Here is a 17427-nt window from a genome sequence, read left to right on the forward strand (position 1 = left end):
GTTGCAAGGACCAGTCTCAGGTGGCGGCCTGTAACAAGGTGCGCGTGTAGTCAGACTTGGGTCGCTCATAAAGATCATCCGCCGCGCCGTGTTCGACCACGTCGCCGCGTTTCATCACGATAACCTGATGCGACATGGCCCGCACGACCTTCAGGTCATGGCTGATAAAGAGGTAGGCCAGCCCGTACTTCCGTTGCAATTCCCGCAGCAATTCCACAATTTGCACCTGTACTGTCATGTCGAGCGCCGATGTCGGTTCATCCAGTACCAGCAGTTTCGGGCGCAGCACCATCGCGCGGGCGATGGCGATCCGCTGGCGCTGGCCGCCGGAAAACTCATGCGGGTAGCGATCCATTGTTGTGGGGTCGAGGCCCACTTCCAACATCACGTCCTGCACCAGCACGCGCTGATCCTGGCCTTTGTCGATGCCATGCACGCCAAGCCCTTCGGAGATGATCTGGAAGCAGGTCATGCGCGGGGAGAGGGAGCCGAAGGGGTCCTGAAACACGATCTGCATCTCTGCCCGCAGCTTGCGCAATTGCCGGGTCGACCATTTGCGCACGTCCTGCCCCATGAAGGTAATGCCCCCTTCGGATGCAATCAGCCGCATGATTGCCAATGCCATCGTGGTCTTGCCTGATCCGCTTTCGCCGACGATGCCAATCGTTTCCCCGGCGCGGACGCTAAAGGTTGCGTCGTTGACGGCTTTGACGTGGCCGACCGTGCGGCGCAGCAGCCCCTTCTGGATCGGGAACCAGACCTTGAGGTTCTGCGTCTCAGCGATCACTTCAGCCCGCTCCGGGACAGGCTCGGGCGTGCCCGAGGGCTCAGCCGCGAGCAGCTTTTGCGTATAGGGGTGTGCGGGATTGTCAAAGATCTGCGCGGTTGGCCCCTGCTCCACGATCTCTCCGTGCTGCATGACGCAGACGCGGTCAGCGATGCGGCGCACCACCCCCAGATCGTGGGTGATGAACAGCAATCCCATACCTTCGCTGGCTTTCAGTTCCGCCAGAAGTTCAAGGATCTGCGCCTGAATGGTCACGTCCAGCGCGGTTGTCGGTTCATCCGCAATCAGGACATCGGGTTTGTTCGCAAGCGCCATCGCGATCATCACGCGTTGTCGCTGCCCGCCGGACAATTGGTGCGGATAGGCCCCCAGACGGCTTTCGGCATCGTTGATCCCTACCTTGTCCATCAGTTCCAGAATGCGCGCGCGCGCGGCGTCACCGGTCAGCCCCTGATGCAGGGCGAGGCTTTCGTTCAACTGCTTTTCGATGGTGTGCAGCGGGTTGAGCGAGGTCATCGGTTCCTGAAAGATAAAGCTGATGTCATTGCCGCGCACCTTGCGCAGCATCGCTTCATCCGCGCCGATCATCTGTTGCCCGTCATAGGTGACGGAACCGGAAACTTCCGCACTTTCCCCCAGCAGCGCCACGGTCGACAGCGCAGAAACGGATTTGCCTGAACCAGATTCGCCCACCAGCGCCACGGTCTCTCCCCGCTCCACTGCGAAGCTGACGCCTTTGACGGCCTCAGTCAGTTGGCCATCCTGCCGGAAGGAAACCCGCAGGTCTTTGACGTCCAGAAGCGCGGTCATGCGAAGATCTTTCTGGGATCAAAGGCGTCACGGATGCCTTCGAAGATGAACACCAGCAATGACAGCATCACAGCGAAAGTCACAAATGCAGTGAAGGCGAGCCATGGCGCTTGCAGGTTCTGCTTGGCTTGAAGTGTCAGTTCGCCAAGCGACGGGGCGGAGGACGGCAGGCCAAAGCCCAGATAGTCCAGACCCGCCAGTGTGCTGATGGTCCCGGTGATGATGAAAGGCAGCATGGTCAGCGTGGCGACCATGGCGTTAGGCAGCATGTGGCGGAACATAATTGTGGTGTTGCTGACACCCAGCGCGCGGGCAGCCCGGACGTATTCAAGGTTGCGCGCCCGCAGGAATTCCGCACGCACAACGCCGACAAGGGCAGTCCAACTGAAAAGGACCAGCAAAAAGACCAGCAGCCAGAAACTTCGCCCCAGTATCGCGAACATGATGATGATCACATAGAGCGACGGGGTGGAGGACCATATCTCGATGATCCGTTGGAAGATCAGGTCTGTCCAACCGCCGAAGAAACCCTGCACCGCGCCTGCAATGATGCCGATCAGGCTGGCCAGCCCGGTGACCATGAGGGTGAAGAAGATCGACAACCGAAACCCATGAATCACCCGCGCCATCACGTCACGTTTGGTGCCATCCGTGCCCAGCCAGTTCTGCTCATTTGGGGGCAACGGTGCCGCACCGGGCCGGTCGACGGCGGTGTTGAAGGAATAGGGAATGATGGGCCAGATGCTCCACCCCTGCTCAATCGCCTCGCCCTCAATCATGCCGTCCTGCGCATCTTCGATGTAGCCCTCGGGATCATCAAAGCACAGGTCCAGCCCACCGGTGGCGATCAGGCACTTCACCTCCGGATCGCGATAAACCGCTTCGGTCTGGAAATCGCCGCCGAAGGCCGTCTCAGGATAGAAGTTGAAAATCGGCACGTAATATTCGCCGCGATAGTTCACGACGATGGGTTTGTCGTTGGCCACAAACTCCGCAAACAAGGAGATGCCGAAGAGGATCGCGAAGATCCACAAGGACCAATAGGCCCGCCGGTTACGTTTGAAGTTGCGCCAGCGACGTTGGTTGAGAGGGGAAAGCGCCATCAGCCTTCCCTCCGCTCAAAGTCGATGCGTGGATCGACCAGCACGTACATCAGGTCTGAAATGATGCCCACCACCAGCCCCATCAGCGCAAAGATGAACAGCGTGCCAAAGACAATCGGATAGTCCCGCGCCACCGCCGCTTCAAAGCCCAGCCGCCCCAGCCCGTCGAGGGAGAAGATCGTCTCAATCAACAGCGACTGGCCGAAGAAGACCCCGATGAACACCGCCGGGAAACCTGCGATGACGATCAGCATCGCGTTGCGGAAGACGTGACCATAGAGCACACGGCTCTCCGCCAGGCCCTTGGCACGGGCGGTCATCACGTAGTGTTTCTTGATCTCATCCAGAAAGGAATTCTTCGTCAGCAGCGTCAGCGTCGCAAAGGCGGAAATGGTGGAAGCCAGCACCGGGAGGGCGATGTGCCAGAAGTAATCCGCGACCTTGCCCAGCGGACTCAGTTGATCGAAATTGTCGGACGTGAGACCCCGCAAGGGGAAGATTTGCCAATATGAACCGCCCGCGAACAACACCAGCAGCAGGATCGCAAACAGGAAGCCGGGGATCGCGTAGGCGGCGATGATCGCACCTGACGTCCAGGTGTCAAAACTGGTGCCGTCTTTCACCGCTTTTCGGATGCCCAGCGGGATCGATACCAGATAGGCAATAAGGGTCGACCAAAGGCCCAGCGTGATGGAAACAGGCAGCTTTTCCTTGATCAACTCGATGACGCTGATGGAGCGGAAGTAACTTTCCCCGAAGTCGAAGCGCATGTAGTTCCACATCATGTTGAAAAACCGCTCCACAGGGGGTTTGTCGAAGCCGAACTCTTTCTCAAGCTCTGCAATGAACTCCGGCGGCAATCCCCTTGCGCCAACGTAGGTTTCAGCACCTGCTGTGACCTCCGTCGCGCCTGCATCATTGCCGTTTCCGGCAAACCCTTCGAAGACATCCCCGCCGCCCTGAATACGGGCAATGGCCTGCTCCACCGGCCCACCGGGGACAAATTGCACGAGGGTGAAGTTGATCAGCATGATGCCGATCAGCGTGGGAATGATCAGCAGCAGCCGTCGAAAAATATAGGCGCCCATGGGCGGATTACCTCAACGCACCAGCGGCGCGCAGAGCGGCACCTTTTTCTTCATTGTACCACCAGAAGTCGAGGAAACCCAAAGCGTAAGGCGGGATCGTTTCGGGATGTTCATATTGGTCATAGTAGGCGGTCCAATGCACCGCCTTGTACCAGACGGGGATCATGAAGAATTCGTACCGCAGGGCCCGATCCAGCGCCCGCAGGGTCGCCGCTTCGGTTTCAGAATCCTCCGCCCGCAATGATGCCTCGATGATCGCATCGACAAGCGGGCTGGCCAGACCGGCGGGGTTGAACAGGGAATACGCCGCGTCCTCGGATCCGAAGCGCTGGATCAGACCGGTGCCCGTTCCCAGAAATGCCGCGTAGGAATCGAATACCAGATCGTAGTCGCGGTCCCGCTCTCGTGAGGTGTATTGGGAGGCATCCACCTTCTCCAGCACCGCATCAATGCCCATGGCGGTCAGGTTGGACATGAAGTTTTCCACTACCGCAGACAGTGTTGCCGACCCTGCGGAGTTCAAGAGAAATGTCAGGCGGAGGGGTTCGCCATCCGCGTTGTAGCGTTCGCCATCATCACCCACGGCCCAGCCCGCTTCGTCCAGCAGCTTCATGGCGCGGCGCGCGTTGCGGCGGTCCAGCAGACGGTCAGGTTTGGAGGTATGCGGCACGGTGACGTCGTCTGTCAGCATCTCAGGGGGCACCAGATCGCCGAGGCTTTTCAGGAAAGCCAATTCGCCCCCTTCCGGGGCACCCATCGCCATCAGCGGGGTGTCCTGACTGAAAGAAGCGCGCTGCTCAAACAAGCCATACTGCAAGGATTCGTTTGTCCATTCGAAGTTGTAGGCCAGCGCCACGGCCTGCCGGACGCGCTTGTCCTGAAGCACCTCGCGGCCCAGATTGAATACGATCCCGTTGGGCGTCGGCGGGGAGCCATCGGGCAATTCATTCTTGACCACCTGCCCGCTCTGCACCTTGGGGAAGTCGTAGTTGCTGGCCCACTGTTTGGAATTGCCTTCGTTGCGGAAGGTGTATTCACCGGCTTTGAAGGCCTCAAACGCTGAATTCTCGTCACCAAAGTACTCAATCCGGATCTTGTCGAAATTGCCCCGTCCCTGATTGAACGGCAGGTCTGCGCCCCAGTAGTCCGGGTTCCGCTTATAGACGATGCGGCGGTTCACATCGACATCGTCGATCATGTAAGGCCCTGATCCCGGTGAGGTTTCGAGACGGCTTTCGTCGAGACGCGCGCCGCTTTCGTCGTACCATTTCTTGGACCACGCAGGCACGCCGCCCACCTGCTCGATCAAGCTGCGCCGTGATACACCTTCGGCGAAGTAGAACTTGATGGTGTGATCATCGATCACCTCGACCTTGGGGATGAGGCGGCGCACGGCTTGCGCATAGCTTTGCAGGCCCTGATCCAGCAGCAGGTTGTGAGAAAACGCGATGTCATGGGCCGTGACCGGATCCCCGGTAGAGAAACGGGCCTCCGGCCGCATGTAGAAAATGACCCAATCCTTGCTGGGCGGATACTCCAGCGTTTCGCACAGCAGACAGTAGTATTCAGCGTAGACATCCGCAGGTGCAGGGGCGTTCACCCCTTCCCCGAGCAGGCTTTCGAACATGACGGTGGACAGCGCACCGCCCCTGCCCTTGCGGGTGTAGGGGTTCATCGAATCGAATGTGCCCAGAGTCGCTATCGAAATCTCGCCACCTTTGGGGGCATCCGGGTTCACATAGTCGAAATGCGGGTAGTCCGGCCCATAGGTCAGGTCGCCGAAGAAGCTGTAGCCGTGGCTCTTGATGGTTTTTTCCTCAGCCCAGGCAGCCGTGGCGATGACAAGCGACAGTCCCAGAACCAGTAAGGCGCTCCACCCTATCCGCATGGCGTCTTTTGCTGGCAGTCGGGTTGAGGTTTTGGCGCGGGTCCGGGGTGGTGTCATCAGGCACATCCTTCTTAAGCGTCGTTCGGCGTTTTTCACCATGTAAGCTAACGACGCGCTCTGCCAAGACACAAGTTGCGAATATGTGATCTGGGGTCAGAAACGAAAAAGGCCGCCCGGTTGTGGGCGGCCTGTCTGTTCGCGCAGCGCTGGATCAGTCGTCCAGGCTGTCGAGGTAGGCAATGACGTTTGCACGGTCTTCCGGCTTTTTGAGGCCAGCGAACCCCATCGTCGTGCCGGGTGCGTAGCCCTTTGGATTTTCAAGAAACGCGCTCAGCTCTTCCGGGGTCCAGGCGACATCTGTCATCCCGGCCAATACGCCGGAATAGCCAAACCCATCAGCGGCGGCGATCTGGCGTCCGACGACACCGTGCAGATACGGACCAACGTTATTGTCGCCCGCCGCAACCTTGTGACAGGCGGAGCATTTGCGGAACACGCGTTCGCCACTTGCGGGATCAGCGGCTTCCATCAATGCTGCAAAATCGATCTCTTCTTCCGGCTCGGCTTCTTCGGCGCCTTCAACTTCAATAGCATAGGATTGTTCGCCATGGGCTTCGGCGTGGTACAGTTCTTCGCCGACCCACTTGCCCAACAAAAGGACGAGCCAGGCCCCGAAAAGACCTGCGGCGAGTTTTGTCATTGTCATTGTGTCGAACATCTTTGGGTCCTACTGGCATTGGTTGCGCTTGCTGGCGCGTATCTATTGCTTTCCCTTGGCACAGGCAAGGTGTACTTACCGCGACCAATCGCCCTTATGGGTGACATTCTTTCAAAGGTAACCCAGATGTCTGAAGAAATTGCCCCACGTATCGCATTTCAGGGTGCTTTGGGGGCGTATGGTCATGAAGCCTGCCTGCAGGCCAACGCAGACATGATCCCCGTGCCCTGCACAACCTTCGAAGAGGTGATCCGCGCTGTGCGCAACGGCGACGCGGACCTTGCGATGCTGCCGGTTGAGAACACGACCTATGGCCGGGTTGCAGACATCCACCGCCTGCTGCCCGAAAGTGGACTGCATATCATTGGTGAAGCGTTTGTCCGGGTGCGCATTGCGTTGATGGCCCGCCCCGGAGTGCCGCTTGCGGATGTCAAACACGTGCGGGCGCATCTGGTGCTGCTGCCGCAGGCCCGCAAGTTTCTGGATCAGCACGGTATCACATCCGAACCCGCCGCGGACAGCGCCGGTGCCGCAGCAGACCTTGCCGCATCCGACCTGACCCACGAAGGCGTACTGGCAAGCGCTGTCGCGGCTGACATTCACGGGCTTGAAGTGCTGGCCAGCGATATCGAGGATCAGGCGCATAACACCACCCGCTTCTTGCTGATGGCTCCCCAGATTGATCTGAGCCCGCGGGCGGAAACGATGTTGACCACATTCGTTTTTGAAGTGCGCAACATTCCGGCCGCTCTGTACAAAGCGATGGGCGGATTTGCGACCAATGGCGTGAACATGACCAAGCTGGAAAGCTATATGGTGGGCGGGTCCTTCACCGCGACACAGTTCTACGCAGACATCGAAGGGCACCCCGACGACGCGCCGGTGCGCCGCGCCCTGGAGGAGCTCTCCTATTTCACCAACCGCGTGGACATTCTTGGCGTCTACCCTGCCCATCCCGGCCGCGCCGAAAGCACTTAGCTGAGGCCCTGACCCGCGTTGCTTTTCCCGCTTTCCAGCGCGTAGCGGTCTTGCATGCCCAAGGCATACTCCGCCACCCGCTTGTTGAACCGCTGTGTCAATGTGCCTTTGGCCAGCTTCAGCGATTGCACCAGCAGACGTGCACTGAGGTTAAGCGGCTTGAGCTCTAGGGACACCATGATCCGCGTCTGGGTGCGCGACAAGGCAATCAACTCAAAACTGGTGCGGCCCAGAACACCCGGTGAAGTGCTTTCAAGAGCCATGTCGTTGGGCCGGTCAAATTCTACCAGTTCCAGTTGCAGTTCCCGGCGTTTCCCCCGCATCGTGAAGGACGCCTCCCACATTGCGCCGACCCCCGGTTCCTCCCGGTTATCAAGGCGTTGCACCTCCGCGCCCCGGCGCATCGCTGCCCTTTCAAAACTTTCGAAATCGCACAGCATCTCAAAGACCGCATCTATCGGCGCTTCGATATCTTCCTTGGTGCTAAACTTCATTCATGTCACCTGTGCCTAAGAGGATCATACACGATCACGGCCGCAAAAGCGGGCTTTTCTTCTGTGGTCAATCCAATCTGTCTGCAAGCCAGTTTTCGAGCAGGAAATGCGCGATCGCACCTTTGCGTGCCGGCAGAATATCAGGGTGGTTGCCTGCAAAAACCTCCATCATCTCCTCCCGACTGACCCACATTGCGTCCTCAATCTCTACCGGGTCTATGGTGATTTTATGGCTAAGTGCCTTGCCTTGGCACCCAAACATCAACGAGGCGGGGAACGGCCAGGGTTGGCTCGACAGATAGCTGACTTCACCAACCTCGATGCCTGATTCTTCGAAGACCTCGCGGCGCACGGCGGCTTCGAGCGTCTCTCCCGGCTCCACAAACCCGGCCAACAGGGAGTACATTCCTTCGGGCCATCCCGGCGAGCGGCCCATCAGAACGGAATTGCCATGGGTGATCAGCATGATCACAACCGGGTCCGTGCGAGGAAAGTGGCCTGCGTTACATGCCGGACAGACCCGCTGCCATCCGGCCTGGGTGATGTCGCTTGGGGCGCCGCAACGGGCACAAAACCCATGCGACAGGTGCCAGCCCTGAATGGCCTTGGCGGTCGCGGCCAATTCGGCATCACGGGCAGACAGCCATGTCATCACGCGGCGCAGCTCCGCGAACACCATGCCGTCCGGCAGTTCAGGATGCTGCTGCTCGCTTGGGTCCAGAAACGCGCCCAATTGAGAATGATCAATGTTTTCAGGCGTCCAGCCCCCCAGATCAAACGCAAAACGCGCAGCACCCTCTTCGCGGCCCAGCAGAATTGGTTCCTCCTCCGCATCGCGTAAAATGGGGTGATCCATGTGCAGTCGGACCAGGGACGCGGGGCGCTGCTTGAGGATCAGCGGCTTGCCACGCCACAACAGGATCGCACGGGCTTCCGGGTCTGCCTTGCATGCGGCAACAGCCTCGGGATCGCTGCGCAACTCTCCTGCGCGGTCCAGCGCGGAGCCCCCGAACGTGACGTCTTCTGCATGTTTCATCTGCCAGCCCTCAACCTGTGTGCGTGCCGTCTTTTGCCATGGGTGTGCCTGATCCGTGACGCCGGGGCAATCCCGTGTGGGCTTGTCTCACTTGTCATTGTCTGCTCAATTAAAGGTTGCGTGAGCACAATTTTAGAGGGAGTCGCTGTGAACGAGGGGAGAGCGAATGCTCTGAACCACGCCCATCCGCGGGATGACACTTCCGCACAGCTGCGCGTGCTGGCGACAACAGATGTGCACATGCAGATGCTGGGACATGCCTATGTTTCTGATCGGCCAATGGCTCACAGCGGACTGGCAAGCATCGCCACGCTGGTGGAGGACGCACGGCGCGAAGCATCCGCACAGGGACGCGCGACACTGCTGCTGGACAACGGTGATCTGGTGCAGGGCACGGCGCTTGGAAGTTGGCTGTCCGGGCGCGCCGTTACCGCCGCCCATCCCGTTGCCAAAGCACTGAACCTGATGAGGTATGATGCCGTCGGGCTGGGCAACCATGATCTGGATTATGGGCTTTTCTACCTCAACCAACTCGCCAGGCATCTGAGGATGCCGGTGATCAGCAGCAACCTGCATCAGACGGGGCCATCCCCGTTGCACCCATTCGCGCTGATCGACTGCCCACTGCCCGGCAGCAGGGGAGAGGTCCTGCGGGTCGGTGTGTTGTCTGTGCTGCCGGAACAGACAGCTGTGTGGAACCGTCATGTGCTCCAAGGATCGGCCAGCGTTTCACCTGCATTGGGGTGTGTGCAGGCCGCCGTACCGGTTCTGCGCGCGCAGGGTGCCGATCTGATTGTACTGCTTGCGCACATGGGGATCGAGGAACCTGTGACCGGGCGCAGCACACGGGACAGCGCGTTGCCGCTGGCAAAGGTTCCCGGCATTGACGCCATCATAACCGGCCACACCCATCGCCGGTTTCCAGGCAGTGACCACCCAGCCGGTGCGGATATCGACACGGAAGGGGGGACATTGGCGCAATGCCCGGCCAGCATGCCAGGCTATGCCGCTTCTGATCTGGCGATCCTTGATCTGACGCTGAACCGGGTGGAAGGTGGGCGATGGCAGGTGATCGGCCACATCAGCCGCCTTGTGCGCAACGGTGCTGACACACCGGCCTGCCCGGCCGTTCACGCCGCCTGTGCCCCGGCGCATGAGGCCACGCGCGCGCATCTGGCAACTCCGGTTGCCACCACTGCGGCCCGGCTTCAGAACTACTTCTCTCTCGCCACACCAACCGCTACTGCGGCCCTTGTTGCCCGCGCCAAGGCCAGAGTAATCCGCGATGCGCTGTCGGGACGGCCCGAGGCGGATTTGCCCCTGTTGGCCACGGCCTCTGCCCATACCGCGGGGGGGCGCGAAGGGGCCGATCACTACCTCAATATCCTGCAAGGTCCGGTGCTGCGGCGGCATGTGGCGGGCCTCGACCCCTATTTGAACGAGGTTTGGGCCCAGCGCGTGACCGGCGCAGACTTGAGACGATTGCTGGAACACACATCCCGGATCTATGCGCCGCTCCAGCCCGGTGCGCAGGCGCAAAGGCTTGTAGATGCCCGGATACCCAGCTTTGATTTTGATACCGTCTATGGGTTGGACTACACCGTCGACCCCACCCGCCGGGTTGGTCAGCGCGTGACCCGCCTGCACTATGGCGGCCAGCGGGTGGAAGACGACCAGCCGTTCATCCTCGCCACGAACCAGTTCAGGATCGCCGGGGGTGGCGGATACAGTCCGGCCTGCGCGGACCAGATCATGCGCTGCACCCCTGTGTCCCTCACAGAGGCGCTGGTGGATGCGCTGAACCACCCAGAAGATCTGGCATGGCCACAACCGACGCCATGGAGACTGGCCTGCACCGGATCAACAACGGCTGTGCTGACCACCTCACCCGATGCCACGCCATTCCTGCACGATCTGGCCGACTTTGCGCCAAAGCCACTCGGCATTGATGATGCGGGCTTTCTTGAAGTGCAGATCACGCTCTGACGCTTGCGCTTGGCTGAATGCCGTCTTATATCGCTGCGTGAGAGGTTGGTGCGGGCAGGCGCCTCGCCAACCTGGTCAGATCCGGAAGGAAGCAGCCACAACGAGTCCCGCTTGGGTCGTTATCAATCTCTCACCAGTGTTTCGAGGCGTTCTTGTACTACTAACGCTCCGACACACATGCTCCCCAACAGACAGATCTAAAGCCGTGCCGCCGCAAAGGTATCGCATTGACCTACCTGCCCGGTCTCCCAGCCGCGCGCGAACCAGCGGGCGCGTTGTTCGGATGTGCCGTGGGTAAAGGTATGCGGCTGCGGCACGCGGCCTGCCTGCCGTTGCAGGTGATCATCCCCGATCTTGCGCGCGGCATTTAACGCCTCTTGCAAATCGCCCCGCTCCATCAAGGACTGCACGTTCGCCGCCCAGATCCCCGACAGGCAATCGGCCATCAGTTCCAGCCTGACCGTAAGGGCATTCGCCTCTGTCTGGCTGGCCTGCTGGCGGGCGGCGTTGACCTTGGGCAGGATGCCCAGCTGGTTCTGCACATGATGGGCCACCTCATGGGCAATCACATAGGCGGCTGCAAAATCGCCGCCTGCGCCCATACGTTGATCCAGCATCACAAAAAACGATGTATCCAGGTAGGCCTTGCTGTCTGCCGGACAGTAGAACGGCCCCGTCGCGCCACTTGCGCCGCCGCAGGGGCTTTGCGTGACACCCTTGAACACCACCAGCTTTGGCGGCACATATTCGCGCCCCAACTGTTCGGCAAAGATCTTGGCCCAGACATCCTCCGTGGTGCTGAGCACCTGCGCCGAGAACTGCGTGGCCTTGTCATCAGCAGCACTTGATTGCTGGCTCTGCTGAGTGAGTGGCGCATTGCCGCCCTGCAACAGGGAACTGACATCAATGCCGGTGAAATACCCGATCGCCAGCACGATCAGCAGACCGACAACACCCATGCCGCCAGCACGCCCCCCGCTGGCACGGCGTCTTCCGCCGCCGCTGCCGCGCACTTCTACATTCTTGCTTCGCCGGATGCCCCGTAACCGCATGATGACGTCCTTTTAAATCCGCACAACCAAGACTACTCTACCACACGCCCAGCCTTGTGGAGCCATCATGCCCGAGCAGATCGACGATTCCAAGATGCGTACCCGCTGGGCCGAAGACCGGACCATCCTGGCCAATGAACGCACGTTTTCTGCCTGGATGGGCATGGGCCTCGGGGCCGTCGGTGTTGCGATTGGCCTGAAAGCCGTCTTTGGCGCGGCCGATCCCACCTGGGTCGCGAAGCTGGCCGCCAGCCTGTTTCTGGCCATTGCGATTCTGATCTACTGGATGGCGCATAATCAGGCCTGCAAGACGCTCCAGCGGCTGCGTGATAACGATGCCGAAGCCATGCCCGTGCGCAACTACCGCCTGCTTGCCGGCGTGATGACTTTTGCCACGCTTGCCGTTGGCGCTGTCCTCTGGTCGCTTTGAGAGCGGTTTACGCCCCCGCCTGCGCCGCATAGTTTAGCCTCTCAAGCGAATCCTCCGGAGCTTTCATGTCCGACACCCCCGCCTACCAAGTCCTCGCCCGCAAATACCGGCCAGAGACCTTTGCAGATCTTGTCGGGCAAGACGCCATGGTGCGCACGCTGAAAAATGCGTTTGAGGCGGACCGGATCGCGCAGGCCTTTGTGATGACGGGCATCCGCGGCACCGGTAAAACCACCACCGCGCGGATCATCGCCAAGGGGATGAACTGTATCGGACCGGATGGCACCGGCACCCCCACAACCGAACCCTGCGGCATATGCGAACATTGTGTGGCGATCATGGAAGGCCGCCATGTCGATGTGATGGAGATGGACGCGGCCTCCAACACCGGCGTGGCCAACATCCGTGAGATTATCGACAGCGTGCACTACCGTGCGGCATCCGCCCGGTACAAAGTCTATATCATCGACGAAGTGCACATGCTGTCCACCGGTGCCTTCAACGCGCTCTTGAAGACGCTTGAAGAACCCCCCGAGCACGTCAAATTCATCTTCGCCACGACCGAAATCCGCAAGGTCCCCGTGACGGTTCTCTCCCGTTGCCAACGCTTCGACCTGCGCCGGATTGAACCCGAAGTGATGATCGCCATGCTGCGCCGGATTGCTGACAGCGAAGGCGCGCAGATCGCCGATGACGCACTGGCGCTGATCACCCGCGCCGCCGAAGGCTCGGCACGCGACGCCACATCTTTGCTGGATCAGGCCATCAGCCACGGGGCGGGGGAGACCACCGCGCTACAGGTCCGCGCGATGCTGGGTCTGGCGGATCGCGGCCGCGTGCTGGACCTATTCGACATGGTGCTGCGCGGCGATGCCGGTGCCGCCCTGACAGAGCTTTCCGCCCAATATGCCGATGGCGCTGACCCAATGGCCGTCCTGCGCGATCTGGCAGAGATTACCCATTGGGTATCAGTGGTGAAAATCACACCAGATGCCGCCGAAGACCCCACCGTCTCTCCCGAGGAGCGCAGCCGAGGCACCCAGATGGCAGAGGCTTTGCCAATGCGCGTGTTGACCCGGCTCTGGCAAATGCTGCTCAAGGCGCTGGATGAAGTCGGATCGGCGCCGAATGCGATGATGGCTGCCGAAATGGCGATCATCCGCCTGACCCATGTGGCCGATCTGCCCAGCCCCGAAGAACTGGTGCGCAAGCTGCAAAACAGCACGCCGCCTGCGCCGTCTGCCGTACCGCCTGCTGGCGGCGGCGCTGCGGGTGCGTCTGGCGCCCAAGCCGTTGCGGCCGCCCAAACCCGGATGGCCGCAAACCCCGGTCCCAGTGGCCAGACTACCGCTCTGGCACAAGACCTTGATGCGGCACTTGCCCGGTTCCCCAGCTTCGACCACGTGGTTGAACTGATCCGCGCCAACCGGGATGTGAAACTGCTGGTGGAAGTGGAAACCACCCTGCGTCTTGCCGCCTATCAACCCGGCCGCATCGAATTCACGCCAACGGACAAGGCCCCCGCCGACCTCGCACAGCGCCTGGGCGGCAAACTGCAACTCTGGACCGGCAACCGCTGGGCCGTCAGCATCGTCAACGGCGCAGAGGCTGATACCATCGCCGAGGTGCGCAACGCCAAGGACAACGCCCTGCGCGCAGATGCGGAGGCACATCCTCTGATGCAGGCGGTGCTGGCGCAGTTTCCCAAAGCCAAAATCACCGCCATCCGCACCCCCGAAGACATCGCCGCTCAGGCTGTTGAGGAGGCCCTGCCAGAGGTAGAAGACGAATGGGATCCTTTCGAAGACAGCTAGGTGTTGCTGTTCTGATGTTCGTTGCCGCGACACCGGTAAGCGCAGAAGTCTGCGACAAATCCCGCCCGGATTGGGACGGCGCACCGGTATCCGTGTTGCAGGAAGCGGTGTTTCTATTCTCGACCCCGGCTTCCCTGGTGTTGATACTGGCATCTTTGCTGGCGATCCGTTTCCGCCACCAATGGGGTGCGCTGATCACAGTCATCTTGTGGACACTTCTGGTCAGCCTTATTGCCATGGGAGATCCGACCGGCCTGAAGGAATTTGAGGTTGCCGAAGGCTGTATCGGCAGCCCCACCTTGTTCATCGCGGCTGTCGCTGCGATATGTGTTGGGATGATCCTCTACACCACACGCCGCGCCGCGCGGCTTTGATAATCGGAGACAGCAATGTTCAAAGGACTAGGCGGGCTCGGCGATATGGCCGGGATGATGAAAAAAGCGCAGGAAATGCAGGGCAAAATGGCCCAGTTGCAAGACGACATGACCAATATCATGGTCACGGGCGAAAGCGGCGCGGGTCTGGTCAAAGCCACCGCCACCGCCAAGGGCGAGCTCAAGGCGCTGGATATCGACCCCTCGATCTTCAACGGCGATGACAAGGAAGTGGTCGAGGACCTGATCCTCGCCGCCATCAAGGACGCGCAAACCAAAGCGTCCGAACGCAGCCAGGAAGAAATGCAGAAACTCACCGAAGGCCTCGGCCTGCCGGCGGACATGAAACTCCCCTTCTGATCTTCCAAATGGTTCAAAAAACCCCGCCGGAGGCATGAAATCTCTTCCGGCGCCCCCTCGCAACAGGCACCCGGTTTGAGCAGCACCCGCGACATCGACAACTTGATCGAGATGATGGCCAAACTCCCCGGTCTCGGCCCCCGCTCGGCCCGCCGGGCGGTGCTGCACATGATCCGCAAACGCGGCCTGCTGCTGACCCCGCTGGCAGACCTGATGCAGACGGTTGCGGCCACGGCCCGTGAATGCCTGAACTGCGGCAATGTAGGCACCACCGATGTCTGCGACATCTGTACGTCCGAAAAACGCGCCAACGGAGAGCTCTGCGTGGTCGAGGACGTGGCGGATCTCTGGGCGATGGAACGGGCGGGCGTCTTCAAGGGCCGCTACCATGTGCTGGGCGGCACGCTTTCGGCCCTCGATGCGATCGGCCCGCAGGAACTGCGCATCCCCCGGCTGATAGACCGGGTCGCAACAGAAGGCGTGACAGAGGTGATCCTCGCGCTGAATGCCACGATCGACGGACAGACAACCGCCCATTACATCGCCGACCAACTCGACGGGCAGGTCCGTCTGACATCGCTGGCCCAGGGCGTGCCCATCGGCGGAGAGCTCGATTACCTTGATGATGGGACGATCACCGCCGCGCTGAACGCACGCAAAACGCTGTAGGACTCAAAAAAAGCGGCTGGTGAGCGCCTGCTCCCCAACCGCCTGAATAGGCGGGCCACCCTCTCCTCCCAAATCAGGTGACCCGTCCGCCGCGACCAGAGGTTCGAAGAACCATCAAATCCAGCGGCGGAAACTTTAGGCCTTCGCGTCAGATTCTTCGTCGTCAGCGTCGGCTTCTTCGCTGCTTTCAGGCAGGGAGAAGAAGCTGTCAGCGTCAGAGTAATCCCCCGCCTGTGTTTCTTCTTCTGCTTCTTCGCCGGACAGGGTGAAGGTTTCAAGCCCCTCAATCGCTGTCGGGATCTTGGGCTCGGCTTCCATGCCCAGGCTCTGCTCGGTGCTGACCAGCTTGCGGCGCTCATCATCGCTCATCACTTCGCCTGCGGCGGCTTTCTTCGCCGCGGCTTTCTGCACTGCTGCATCAAGTTCGGATTGTTTGCACAGGCCAAGTGCCACCGGATCAATCGGCTGGATGTTGGAGATGTTCCAATGGGTGCGCTCGCGGATCGCCTGAATGGTCGGCTTGGTGGTGCCCACCAGTTTGCTGATCTGGCTGTCGGCCAGTTCAGGGTGGAACTTGACCAGCCACAGAATCGACGCAGGACGGTCCTGGCGTTTGGACAGCGGCGTGTACCGCGGGCCACGGCGCTTCTCTTCCCCTTGGGCGGCAGCGTTGAACTTCAGCTTCAGCTTGTGCAGCGGATCGGCCTCTGCCTTGTCGATCTCTTCCTGATCCAGCTGGTTGTTGGCAATCGGATCAAACCCTTTGACGCCCTGTGCCACATCGCCATCGGCAATGCCCTGCACTTCCAGCTCATGCATTTCGACAAAGTCGGCAATCTGCTTGAAGCTCAGCGTTGTGTTGTCCACCAGCCAGACTGCGGTGGCCTTTGCCATGATCGGTTTTGCCATTTTCTTAACTCCTGAAGTCGCAACTCTCCCGCCGCCTGAAAGGGCTTTCCCGGGGGCCGGGATGTTTCCATTGTGGGGGAACTTGACCCGTATATAGTGACCTGCACCGAATAAGGAAAGACCTGAATGCGCCGCCTGCTCTTCGCCCTGTTTGTCACCATGTACGGCCTGCCAGCACAGGCGGATGACGACAGAACTGGCGTATTTGACTACTATGTTGTCTCGCTCAGCTGGTCTCCAAACTGGTGCGCCATCGAAGGCGATGCGCGCGATTCCCCGCAATGTGACACCGGCAGCGGACATGGCTGGATCCTGCATGGCCTCTGGCCGCAATACCATCGTGGCTACCCGGACTTTTGCCAAACCGCTGAACGCCCGCCGTCCCGCACCATGACCCGCGACATGGCGGACATCATGGGCACCAGCGGGCTGGCCTGGCACCAGTGGCGCAAACACGGCAGTTGCACGGGACTTTCGGCTCCCGCCTACTACGCCCTCTCCCGCGAGGCCTATGGCCGCATCACCCGCCCGGCAGTCTTCCGCAAGCTGGACCGCGACATCGCCCTGCCCGCGTCGGTGGTCGAGGAGGCCTTCCTCAAGGACAATCCGGATATGGAACGGGACGGCATCACCGTGACCTGCCGGGATGGTCATATCCAGGAAGTGCGCGTGTGCCTGTCAAAAAGCCTTGATCCCGTGCCCTGCGGAAGGGACGTTGTGCGTGATTGCAAGATGAAGGACGCTCTGTTCACACCGTTGCGTTGAACACCGCACCCGCAAGGTTTGATTGAAAGCGCGGAAGATATTTAAGGCCAAAAAGAGAAGAAAGAGCGCACCCTTTCTTCCCTTTCAAAAGAACGCAAGGCTCTCTTCTTGGCGCGGCCATCGGCGTCCCCGCCTGTTCCGCAGGTCCAATCAAAACGCAACGTAG

General features: G+C 60.4%; 17 protein-coding genes and 1 other RNA gene. 9 read left to right on the forward strand and 9 right to left on the reverse strand.

Going from position 1 to position 17427, the window contains the following annotated elements; translation table 11 throughout:
• Nucleotides 1-16 precede the first annotated feature (16 nt).
• From Q1A91_RS10300 to Q1A91_RS10320, 5 genes are all read right to left on the reverse strand, one after another.
• Nucleotides 17-1597: an ABC transporter ATP-binding protein gene (locus Q1A91_RS10300; protein WP_299876449.1), complete on the reverse strand. Its 1581-nt coding sequence runs from the start codon at nt 1595-1597 to the stop codon at nt 17-19.
• Nucleotides 1594-2700 (reverse strand): ABC transporter permease, encoded by a 1107-nt coding sequence (locus tag Q1A91_RS10305; protein ID WP_299876451.1) that lies wholly within the window; start codon nt 2698-2700, stop codon nt 1594-1596. The genes Q1A91_RS10300 and Q1A91_RS10305 overlap by 4 nt, the downstream gene beginning before the upstream one ends.
• Nucleotides 2700-3788: a microcin C ABC transporter permease YejB gene (locus Q1A91_RS10310; RefSeq protein ID WP_299876453.1), complete on the reverse strand. Its 1089-nt coding sequence runs from the start codon at nt 3786-3788 to the stop codon at nt 2700-2702. The genes Q1A91_RS10305 and Q1A91_RS10310 overlap by 1 nt, the downstream gene beginning before the upstream one ends.
• Before the next feature lie 7 nt (nt 3789-3795).
• Nucleotides 3796-5676 (reverse strand): extracellular solute-binding protein, encoded by a 1881-nt coding sequence (locus tag Q1A91_RS10315; RefSeq protein WP_299877715.1) that lies wholly within the window; start codon nt 5674-5676, stop codon nt 3796-3798.
• Nucleotides 5677-5887: 211 nt separating this feature from the next.
• Nucleotides 5888-6394 (reverse strand): cytochrome c family protein, encoded by a 507-nt coding sequence (locus Q1A91_RS10320; RefSeq protein ID WP_299876455.1) that lies wholly within the window; start codon nt 6392-6394, stop codon nt 5888-5890.
• A 126-nt stretch (nt 6395-6520) separates the two neighbouring features.
• On the opposite strand from Q1A91_RS10320, the gene Q1A91_RS10325 reads away from it, so the two are divergent.
• A complete protein-coding gene (locus Q1A91_RS10325) occupies nt 6521-7372 on the forward strand; it encodes a prephenate dehydratase (protein WP_299876457.1) in 852 nt (283 codons plus the stop codon).
• On the opposite strand, the gene Q1A91_RS10330 is transcribed toward Q1A91_RS10325, so the two are convergent.
• Nucleotides 7369-7866, reverse strand: a complete 498-nt coding sequence (locus Q1A91_RS10330; protein ID WP_299876459.1) for an SRPBCC family protein — start codon at nt 7864-7866, stop codon at nt 7369-7371. The two genes, Q1A91_RS10325 and Q1A91_RS10330, sit on opposite strands and share 4 nt — an antisense overlap.
• Nucleotides 7867-7933: 67 nt before the next feature.
• Nucleotides 7934-8902: an NAD(+) diphosphatase gene (gene nudC / locus Q1A91_RS10335; RefSeq protein ID WP_299876461.1), complete on the reverse strand. Its 969-nt coding sequence runs from the start codon at nt 8900-8902 to the stop codon at nt 7934-7936.
• Between the two features lie 147 nt (nt 8903-9049).
• Here nudC and Q1A91_RS10340 point away from each other — a divergent pair, with 147 nt between their 5' ends.
• Both Q1A91_RS10340 and ffs read left to right on the forward strand, forming a co-directional pair.
• Nucleotides 9050-10888: a 5'-nucleotidase C-terminal domain-containing protein gene (locus Q1A91_RS10340; RefSeq protein WP_299876463.1), complete on the forward strand. Its 1839-nt coding sequence runs from the start codon at nt 9050-9052 to the stop codon at nt 10886-10888.
• Nucleotides 10889-10926: 38 nt separating this feature from the next.
• Nucleotides 10927-11024: signal recognition particle sRNA small type (gene ffs, locus Q1A91_RS10345), an RNA gene on the forward strand.
• A 61-nt stretch (nt 11025-11085) separates the two neighbouring features.
• On the opposite strand, the gene Q1A91_RS10350 is transcribed toward ffs, so the two are convergent.
• On the reverse strand, nt 11086-11940 hold the full coding sequence (locus tag Q1A91_RS10350) for a neutral zinc metallopeptidase (protein ID WP_299876465.1): 855 nt from the start codon (nt 11938-11940) through the stop codon (nt 11086-11088).
• A 67-nt stretch (nt 11941-12007) separates the two neighbouring features.
• On the opposite strand from Q1A91_RS10350, the gene Q1A91_RS10355 reads away from it, so the two are divergent.
• The 5 genes from Q1A91_RS10355 to recR all read left to right on the forward strand — a co-directional run bounded on the left by Q1A91_RS10355 (nt 12008) and on the right by recR (nt 15587).
• The gene (locus Q1A91_RS10355) at nt 12008-12370 is read left to right on the forward strand and encodes a DUF202 domain-containing protein (RefSeq protein ID WP_299876467.1); all 363 of its coding nucleotides are present in this window, start codon (nt 12008-12010) and stop codon (nt 12368-12370) included.
• 65 nt (nt 12371-12435) lie between these two features.
• Nucleotides 12436-14184 carry a DNA polymerase III subunit gamma/tau gene (locus Q1A91_RS10360; RefSeq protein ID WP_299876469.1) on the forward strand — a complete coding sequence of 583 codons (1749 nt, stop codon included), beginning with the start codon at nt 12436-12438 and terminating at the stop codon, nt 14182-14184.
• Between the two features lie 14 nt (nt 14185-14198).
• The gene (locus tag Q1A91_RS10365; protein ID WP_299876471.1) at nt 14199-14558 is read left to right on the forward strand and encodes a hypothetical protein; all 360 of its coding nucleotides are present in this window, start codon (nt 14199-14201) and stop codon (nt 14556-14558) included.
• 15 nt (nt 14559-14573) lie between these two features.
• The gene (locus Q1A91_RS10370) at nt 14574-14918 is read left to right on the forward strand and encodes a YbaB/EbfC family nucleoid-associated protein (RefSeq protein WP_299876473.1); all 345 of its coding nucleotides are present in this window, start codon (nt 14574-14576) and stop codon (nt 14916-14918) included.
• Nucleotides 14919-14993: 75 nt separating this feature from the next.
• Nucleotides 14994-15587, forward strand: a complete 594-nt coding sequence (gene recR, locus Q1A91_RS10375; RefSeq protein ID WP_299876475.1) for a recombination mediator RecR — start codon at nt 14994-14996, stop codon at nt 15585-15587.
• Between the two features lie 135 nt (nt 15588-15722).
• Here the strand turns inward: recR and Q1A91_RS10380 are convergent, their stop codons facing one another.
• On the reverse strand, nt 15723-16496 hold the full coding sequence (locus Q1A91_RS10380) for a DUF1013 domain-containing protein (protein ID WP_299876477.1): 774 nt from the start codon (nt 16494-16496) through the stop codon (nt 15723-15725).
• 126 nt (nt 16497-16622) lie between these two features.
• Between Q1A91_RS10380 and Q1A91_RS10385 the strand changes: the two genes are divergently transcribed.
• Nucleotides 16623-17261 (forward strand): ribonuclease T2, encoded by a 639-nt coding sequence (locus Q1A91_RS10385; protein ID WP_299876479.1) that lies wholly within the window; start codon nt 16623-16625, stop codon nt 17259-17261.
• Nucleotides 17262-17427: the final 166 nt, after the last annotated feature.

Origin of the sequence: uncultured Sulfitobacter sp., assembly GCF_947500075.1 — a bacterium.
Lineage (GTDB): Bacteria > Pseudomonadota > Alphaproteobacteria > Rhodobacterales > Rhodobacteraceae > Sulfitobacter.